General features: G+C 49.6%; 3 protein-coding genes. 2 read left to right on the top strand and 1 reads right to left on the bottom strand.

The features are described from left to right. Both JHD74_RS25060 and JHD74_RS25055 read left to right on the top strand, forming a co-directional pair. A partial coding sequence (locus tag JHD74_RS25060; RefSeq protein ID WP_199063792.1) for an Ig-like domain-containing protein occupies positions 1-5,235 on the top strand: 5,235 nt, incomplete at its 5' end. A gap of 161 nt (positions 5,236-5,396) precedes the next feature. After that, positions 5,397-6,302, top strand: a complete 906-nt coding sequence (locus tag JHD74_RS25055) for an OmpA family protein (protein ID WP_074031613.1) — start codon at positions 5,397-5,399, stop codon at positions 6,300-6,302. 756 nt (positions 6,303-7,058) lie between these two features. Here JHD74_RS25055 and JHD74_RS25050 read toward each other — a convergent pair. Continuing rightward, complete coding sequence (locus JHD74_RS25050; RefSeq protein WP_199063791.1) at positions 7,059-7,673, bottom strand: hypothetical protein; 615 nt, start codon at positions 7,671-7,673, stop codon at positions 7,059-7,061. Positions 7,674-7,873 lie beyond the last annotated feature (200 nt).

Raw genomic sequence — 7,873 nt, 5'->3', positions numbered from 1 at the left:
TTTACCCCGACGGCAAACCTGTCGGAAGGCGAGCACCGCTTTACGGTCACGGCAACGGATACGGCGGGTAACGTCAGCGATCCATCGAACACCTTTGTGCTGACGCTGGACTTCAGTGCACCGGATGTCAGCAAAATTGCGATCATCGATGTGATCGACAACTTTGGCAGCATCACGGGGTCGGTTGCACCGAATGGCGTGCTGGACGATCGCAAGCCAGTTATCAAAGGTACCGGTGCGGAAGTGGGTGATACCATCACCGTTTCCACCACGGATACCAATGGCAACACCATTGTATTGGGTTCAACGACCGTGGTTACTGGCGGGACCTGGACTCTCACTCCTACAGGATCGCTGTACGACGGGTTGAACAAATTGACCGTAACGGAAACCGACAGCGTTGGTAACATCGCCAAGCCGGATTCCAGCTACAGCGTCAACGTTTCGTTGACTCCAGGGGCGCCGATTATTACCGGCATCGTGGACGATATGGGGACCAACCTTGCCAACTTGGCGGAAGGTGCGCTGACCAAAGACAATACGCCGACGTTGAGCGGAACGTCTTCGGTAGCTGCAGGCAACATCATTACCATTTATAACGGCGCAACCGTAGTGGGTTCCACTACCGCAGGCGCGAATGGTAACTGGAGCTTTACACCAGCGGCCGAGTTCACTGATGGCAGCTATAACTTCACCGTGAAGGCAACCAACAGTGCAGGCCAGACCAGTGAGGCGAGCAACAGCTGGGGTATCACTATCGATACTACCGCGCCTGGAGCTGTGACCGATCTGGTGATTATGGATGATGTGGGTGAAATCCAGGGGCAACTCCATAATGGGGCTGTTACCGATGACGCCAAACCGACCTTTAGCGGCAGCGCAGAGGCTGGCAGTACCGTCATCATCTATGACGATGGTGTGCAAATTGGTTCAGCAATAGCCAATGTGACCACCGGTAAATGGAGTTGGACACCGAGCACCAGCATGGTGGACGGTGCACATAACTTCACCACCACCGTTACCGATCTGGTAGGCAACGAGAGTGCTCCTTCGGCTAACGTCAATGTGACTATCGATACCAAGCCACCTGAGGTGACGCTGGCTATCGAGGGGTACTACGATAATGTGGGCACCAACCAAGGGCTGATCCTGGGGAGTGGCGGTTCTACCGACGATACCTCACCGGTTCTGAAAGGAACCTGGACAGGCGATCTGCTGGCGACTGACACTATCCGTATCTACCAGGATGGGCAGTTGGTAGGGGCTGCGGTGATTGATCTGGTTAACAGATCCTGGACCCTGGCGCTCAACAATCTGGTTAACACCAAGACCTACAGCTATACCGCAATCGCGCTGGATGTGGCAGGTAACAATACGGTGATGTCACCAGCCTTTACGTTGACCATCGATTTGGATGCGCCAACTCAGACGGTTACGATCAACAGTTACACCGATGATGTGGGCCTGGTGACCGGCGAGTTTGGTTCCGGCACCAGCACCGACGATCGTAACCCGACGTTGAATGGCCATGTTAATGGCAATGCGTTGGATGCGGGTGATGAAGTTCGCATCTACGATGTGACCTCTATGCAACTGCTGGGTAGCGCAACGGTAGCGGGTGATGGGTCATGGTCCTTCGTATTGCCACCGCTGAATGACAACACGACCTATAAATTCCATGCGGTCGTGGCGGATAAGGCGGGCAATGAAGGTGCGGTTTCCAATAACTTCACCATGACCGTTGACTTGGCTGTGATGGTCAATACACAGAATACGCTGGACACCACACCGATCATTTCCGGTTTTACCGGCTTTGATATCCAGCCTGGTGAGTACGTTGAGGTGACGGTTAACGGTAAGACCTACAGTTCGCAAACTGGGCAGGTAGTGGTCGATCCGCGCAACAACACCTGGTACGTACAGATCCCGGATGCGAATGCACTGAACATTGGAACCTACGATGTGAAGGCGGTGTTGTATTCTGCTGATGGTAAGCAGATCACCACTGATGACAGCGTCAATGAACTGGTGGTGGCTCCAACGCCAGTGGTGACGGTAGGTGCCGGTGCCAGTGATTCAAACCAGAAAGCGACCGCGGTAACAATAGGCGAGAATGGCGTCTGGCGTATCCATACCAACCAGACCATGCTGGACTCCACCGCGACGGGTTCTTCATCGCTGGGTGATTTCTCATCGGTGAAACTGGTGAGTAACTCGGGTACGGGCTATAACGGTAACAACTATGTGCAGAACGCCACCTTTATTGACTACAACCGCGACGGTCTGATGGATCTGTTCACTGTTGATAGTCAATACGACGATGGCCAGCAGATGTTTTACTATAACGGTACAAGTTATGTCGGGTATCAGGTTGGTGCGTTTACCAACGCACCGCAAACCGGTGATTTTGCCGGGGATGCTAACACTGCGGGTAGTGCAAATACTTGGAGCTGGTACGGCGGTATTATCGCGATCGATAAAGATGGCGATGGTTATGTCGACATAGTCAATGGGGATCAGACACCGAACGACAGCGCAATCCGTGGCGGTTATGGTTCGCAGATCGTGTTGAACCACGACGGCACCATAGTAGGTATGGATAAAGACGGTACGTTCGCCACGGATTATGCAACCGATGCCAGCCACCGTCCGATTGGTCTGGATCAGTCGCAGCCGGATATGGAATTGTCCGGTGTTGACCTCAACAACGATGGTATTGTTGACTTTGTGATGCACAGTCAGAACATCGTTGCCGACGGTTCGCGCATTGATGCTAACGGCGCGACCAACAACAGTGCGGCGATCAGCACCAACCAGGCTCGCCTGGTGGTGGTCAACGGTACCAACAACGGTAACTGGCAGGTGACTCAGGTTGTCGAAAACGTGTTCCAGCGCGGTACGGATGATGACCCGAACATTGGTAACGGCGTCGCCATGACCTGGGCTGATTTCAACGGCGACGGTTATATGGACCTGTTCCTGGGCCGTGGTAGCGCAAGCACCACCAGTTCTAGCGCTGCAGGTAACAACGCTGGGCAATACGCCAGCCGGATTTACTTTAACGATGGTACTGGCAAGCTGGTGTTCAGCGATCCTAACAATGACGGTATTGGCAACCCAACGGCAGCAGGGATGTATACCTTTACCGACAATCTGGCCGGTGGTGCATCAATCGCATTGGACTGGAACCACGATGGCAAGATGGATGTTATCGAGTTACCAGGGATGTCGGGGGGGGTTGGTGGTATCAACGCCGCCGCAGCCAGTGGGGCGATAAACCTGTATACCAATACCTCATCCGGTGGGGTGACGAGCTTTACCACCACCAATTTGCTCACCCAGGTCGGTAAAACGACCATTGGTGGCACGGCGACGGGGAGTCAGGTAACGGGGGCTATTGCGGTTGATATTGACTGGGATGGCGATCGCGATCTGTTGGCCTTTACCGCTGGGGGCGTCACGACCTACATTGAAAACAAAAACAATGTGGCTTATGGCACCTCAATTCATCTGCGCATTCTGGATGCAAACGGTATCAACTCGCTGTACGGCAACACAGTACAGTTGATTGATGAGGCAACCGGGCAGGTAGTCTCTACCCAAATGATCAACGCCCAATCAGGTAACCAAACCAACGACAGTAGCGCGATTGTGGACTTCTACAATTTGGATGCCAGCAAGACCTATAGCGCGGTGATCTTGCGTTCCAGCAAGGGGGTTTATGCGGATGTGGGTGGCGTTGCCAAGGTGGGCAGTAACACCGTCGAGCTGGTCAACAAGGCTTGGGGCAGTTTGAAAGCGACAGAGGCAAACCATGCCTATGTACTGACAACCGAGTCTGAAACCAATGTGGCCAACGCTAGTGGCCTTGGCGTGGGTGGAACCAACAACTCAGGTATTGTCGGGACCGGCTACAACGATACGTTCTTTGCCACTCTGGGCGCTGATTTGTATAACGGTGCTGGCGGTACTCAAACCGTTTCAGGGGTGAAATCCTGGAGCGCGACTGGCGGCCTGGACATTGTTGACTACAAACTGGCTGGCAACACGCCATTAATCATCGATCTGAACAAAACAACCATGCAAAGCACTGGCTTTGGTGCTGCGCAGTTTGTGAATATCGAAGGTCTGGCAGGTGGGAGTGGCAACGATACCTTCACCGGTAACGCGGCTAACAACTACTTCGACGGTCGTGGTGGCAATGACACCTTCAATCTGATTAACGGAGGTCAGGATACCCTGATGTACCGTTCTCTGGATACGGCTGCGGCCAACGGTGGCAATGGTCATGATACGGTAAACAACTTCTTCGTGGGTACCGTAGAGGCAACACCGAATGCTGATATTATTGATGTCAGTGACCTGTTGGTTGGCTATAAGGCGGATGCGGATGGCGCGGCACACTACATTAACGGTGTGGCGACGATGGATGCAGGAGAGACGATTAAGCAGTATCTTTCCATTACTTACAGCGGCAATGACAGCATCTTGAACATTGACCGTGATGGTAATGGCTCGGCTTATGGCTCGACGGCTCTGCTGACCTTCAGCAACACCCATGTGGATCTGGAGACACTGCTGGCTAACCACCAACTGGTGATCAGTAACGGTACTCTGACGGCGAATAGCCTCCAGATGTTGGCGGAGAGTTATGCCATCACTGCTACGGATTACAGTACTTCAACCGAGGCTGTAACCGCTCACCTGTGGACAGGAGAGACAACCGCTGGTACGAGTAAATTGATCAACGTTGATTCTCTGATTGGTTCTAATCAAGGGGATACGTTCACCGACAACTCGGCTAACAACCTGTTTGAAGGCCGTGGGGGCGATGATACGTTCTACCTGATTAACGGTGGTAACGACACGTTGATGTACAAGGTGTTGGCAGGCTTGGGAAGTGACGAGACTGGCGGTAACGGTCACGATACGGCCCATGGCTTCCACGTTGGCAACATCATCAGTGATAGTGACGCCGATCTGATCAACCTGAGCGACTTGCTGGACTACAACGGCTCGATCACCTTCTTGCAGGAGGATGGCAAGATGACGCTGGATGACTCTTCTCAGGGTATTCATAACTATCTGAAAGTTGAGACTTCTGGCAACGATACGGTGATCAGCATCGACCGTGATGGTCAGGGTGGGCAGTATGCCTTTAACAACGTTGTTACGTTGGCGAATGTGCATACCGATCTGGAAACGTTATTGCAGAATAATCAAATTATTGTTTAACCGGTAACGGAGCCCGCAGTGTAAAAACTGCGGGCTCCATATTGTTGTTATCTCATTATCTGGTAAACATTTTTGGTTATATCCCTTTCGGGGGTGATAACAGAACCTAGACAATTGTCGCCGTTTATGGATGAATATATCAGGTGAGCCTGGAGCATAGAATGAAAGCTATTCGTAATGGATTTAAACACGTCAATATTGCAGTATTCACTTTAGCTGCAGGATTGTTTTCTTTTACCGCGCTTGCTGAGTCGGTAAACAACGTTGAGCCCTTTGCTGATACCAGCGGTACAAACGGTTATCGTCCTGTAGCGAAGGTTGTACCGGAACTGGCTCAGATCGTCTTTTATTATCCACAAGGCAATCTCCCTGCCACTATTAATGTGGATCGCGAGCTGCAATCGGCATTGTTGCCTGGCGAATTTAGCGTATTTTGCGTGGCACCGGGTGGGCATGCGATTGAGTCCTACTTCCAGGATCAGCCGCTGTATAAGGGAAAACTAAATCCAGCACATCAGATCAGGGTTAATGGTTCAGAGACCTATTTCCTGCAGGTGAATCCAGGGGGGAGTGGCAGCACGACGGCCTTGGTTGAAAGGGCGACGGCAGAGGCTGACCTAAAGTCTATGCACAGACAAACGCGTATTATCAACCGTGCTTCACAAGTAAAACCTTGTGAGTATGTCAACGGTGGCGGCGCAGTGCTGATTCAGGAAAGCATCCAGTTCCGTTTTGGCAAGAGCAGTGACGGTTCTATTTTACCGTCCTCAGTGGCTAAGTTGGATAATGTGATTGCCTTTCTCAAACAGGGAAATAGCGTCACTAATATCGAATTGGCCGGTTACACCGATGCTATCGGTAACCAAGAGTCAAACCTGCGGTTGTCGCAGGCCAGGGCCAAAACGGTTCGCGAGGCATTGATCCGTGCTGGCATCAGCGAGAGCCTGTTCACTAGTGTCAGTGGTATGGGCGTTGCTCAAAGTGCTGATGGTTGTGTTGCCAGTGCGAGTCATCAGGGGGCGGGTTGCAATATCAATAGCCGCCGTGTGGATATTATTGTCAGGTGATAATATATCCTATGGATTTCAAGCTGGCGCTCTAGTGAATCCTTGCGCTTATGGCATTTGTACATCCCTGTACGGCACTGCCAGGTGCCAAGCTATCTCATCCCCAGGAGCTGACTTAAAGTCAAGTGACTGGGCCGGGTCGCTGTGCCGGTAGCAACGCTGCGGCTTGAAAAACGACGGGTATAATTCAGTTCTGATTTAACACTGTTAACAAAGGGCCACTTTAGAAATAGAGAGGCCCTCTTGTTTTTGGCATTATTGGCGGCAGGTCTGGTTGCTGTAAACCAGTGCGATTGGATGGTTTTGAGCCGTATGCGTGATTAAAATTGATGCTGACGCGCTTGCCGGAATGGGCGGCTTCCTTTGCCAGATAATACCTTCACCAATGAACCGATTCTATACCATGTAGAACCGGTTATCTTCATCATCACGAGTTCGCTGTCATCAGTGTTTAACTATATCAAGTAAGATTACAATCGATGGCGTTATCATTGTGGCTGTGGTAGTCCTAGTTCTGAAAAATTTTAAATTCAGATACTCACTTAGGACGGTTCTCATTTTTATTGAGTATGTCTGAGTCTGGAAAATATGCTCCCAATGATATCGAAATTATAACGAACTGGTTCGTATCTATATTATGAGTGTGAATGGCGTTTTTTGATCTTTTATACTCTATAAAACAATCGATAGGGATATATCAAGGAGCACCTTCCCTATGTGGGAAGGGGCAAGCCCAACGGCCAGTTACTAGGTTTTTCAAGTCAGTGCATTCAGGCTAAAAATATTATTTAGGTGAGCGAAATTTAACTTTCGCAACGCACTCACTTTGTGAGCGCTGATGGTTTTTTGATTGATAGAGTATTTTTTGGATAAGTAAGCTGGTTTCTTCTGTTTAATTAGGTCAATGATAATATCTCTTTCTCTCGCTGTCAAAATTAATGTGTATGGTGGTAGTTCATTGAAAACAAAAGTGAAGTTTAGAATTCTTCTTAGGTCGCTAGCGATGTCAGACATCGTTTTGTCAATTGTGGTGCAATACCCATTTTTTTCGCATAAATCTGATATGAAATAACCAAGTGAAAAGTGATGGCGGGAAGTTAAAAAAACCATCTTGCTTGATAGACTGGCATATTGTAATGCTTCTTTAATTTTTAAAATGCTTTTTAAACTAATTTCATTAAAGATGTCGTCAGCACAGATTATAAAGTCAATGCTCATGAAATCACTCTTCAGAAAACCACTTGAAGCTACGTTTATTTTTTCTCCAGACGTTAGTTGCATACCTGTCAAAACTGTATTTAGCGCAAGGTGAGTGAATGAGCATTGAGTGACAATTAAGACGTTAACCACTCTGTTTGATGTTGTTTTCATATCAATCCCATTGATGATTTACCGTTACCACTATATGTATATTAGTTAATGTAAATCGGAAGAAGTATAAGAATAAAAGTAAATACCTGTAGGAGAAATCACTATTCCTAATGTTCGTTATAAGCCAGCAGAAATATTCCTGTCTCTTATACACATCTGACGCTGCCGACGATGCCAACTGGGTGTAGAGCTCGGTGGGG

The sequence above is a fragment of the Serratia sp. ASV30 genome (genome assembly GCF_016428815.1).
In the GTDB taxonomy this organism is placed as follows: Bacteria; Pseudomonadota; Gammaproteobacteria; order Enterobacterales; family Enterobacteriaceae; genus Chania; species Chania fonticola_C.
This window is presented reverse-complemented; position numbering and strand designations above follow the sequence as displayed.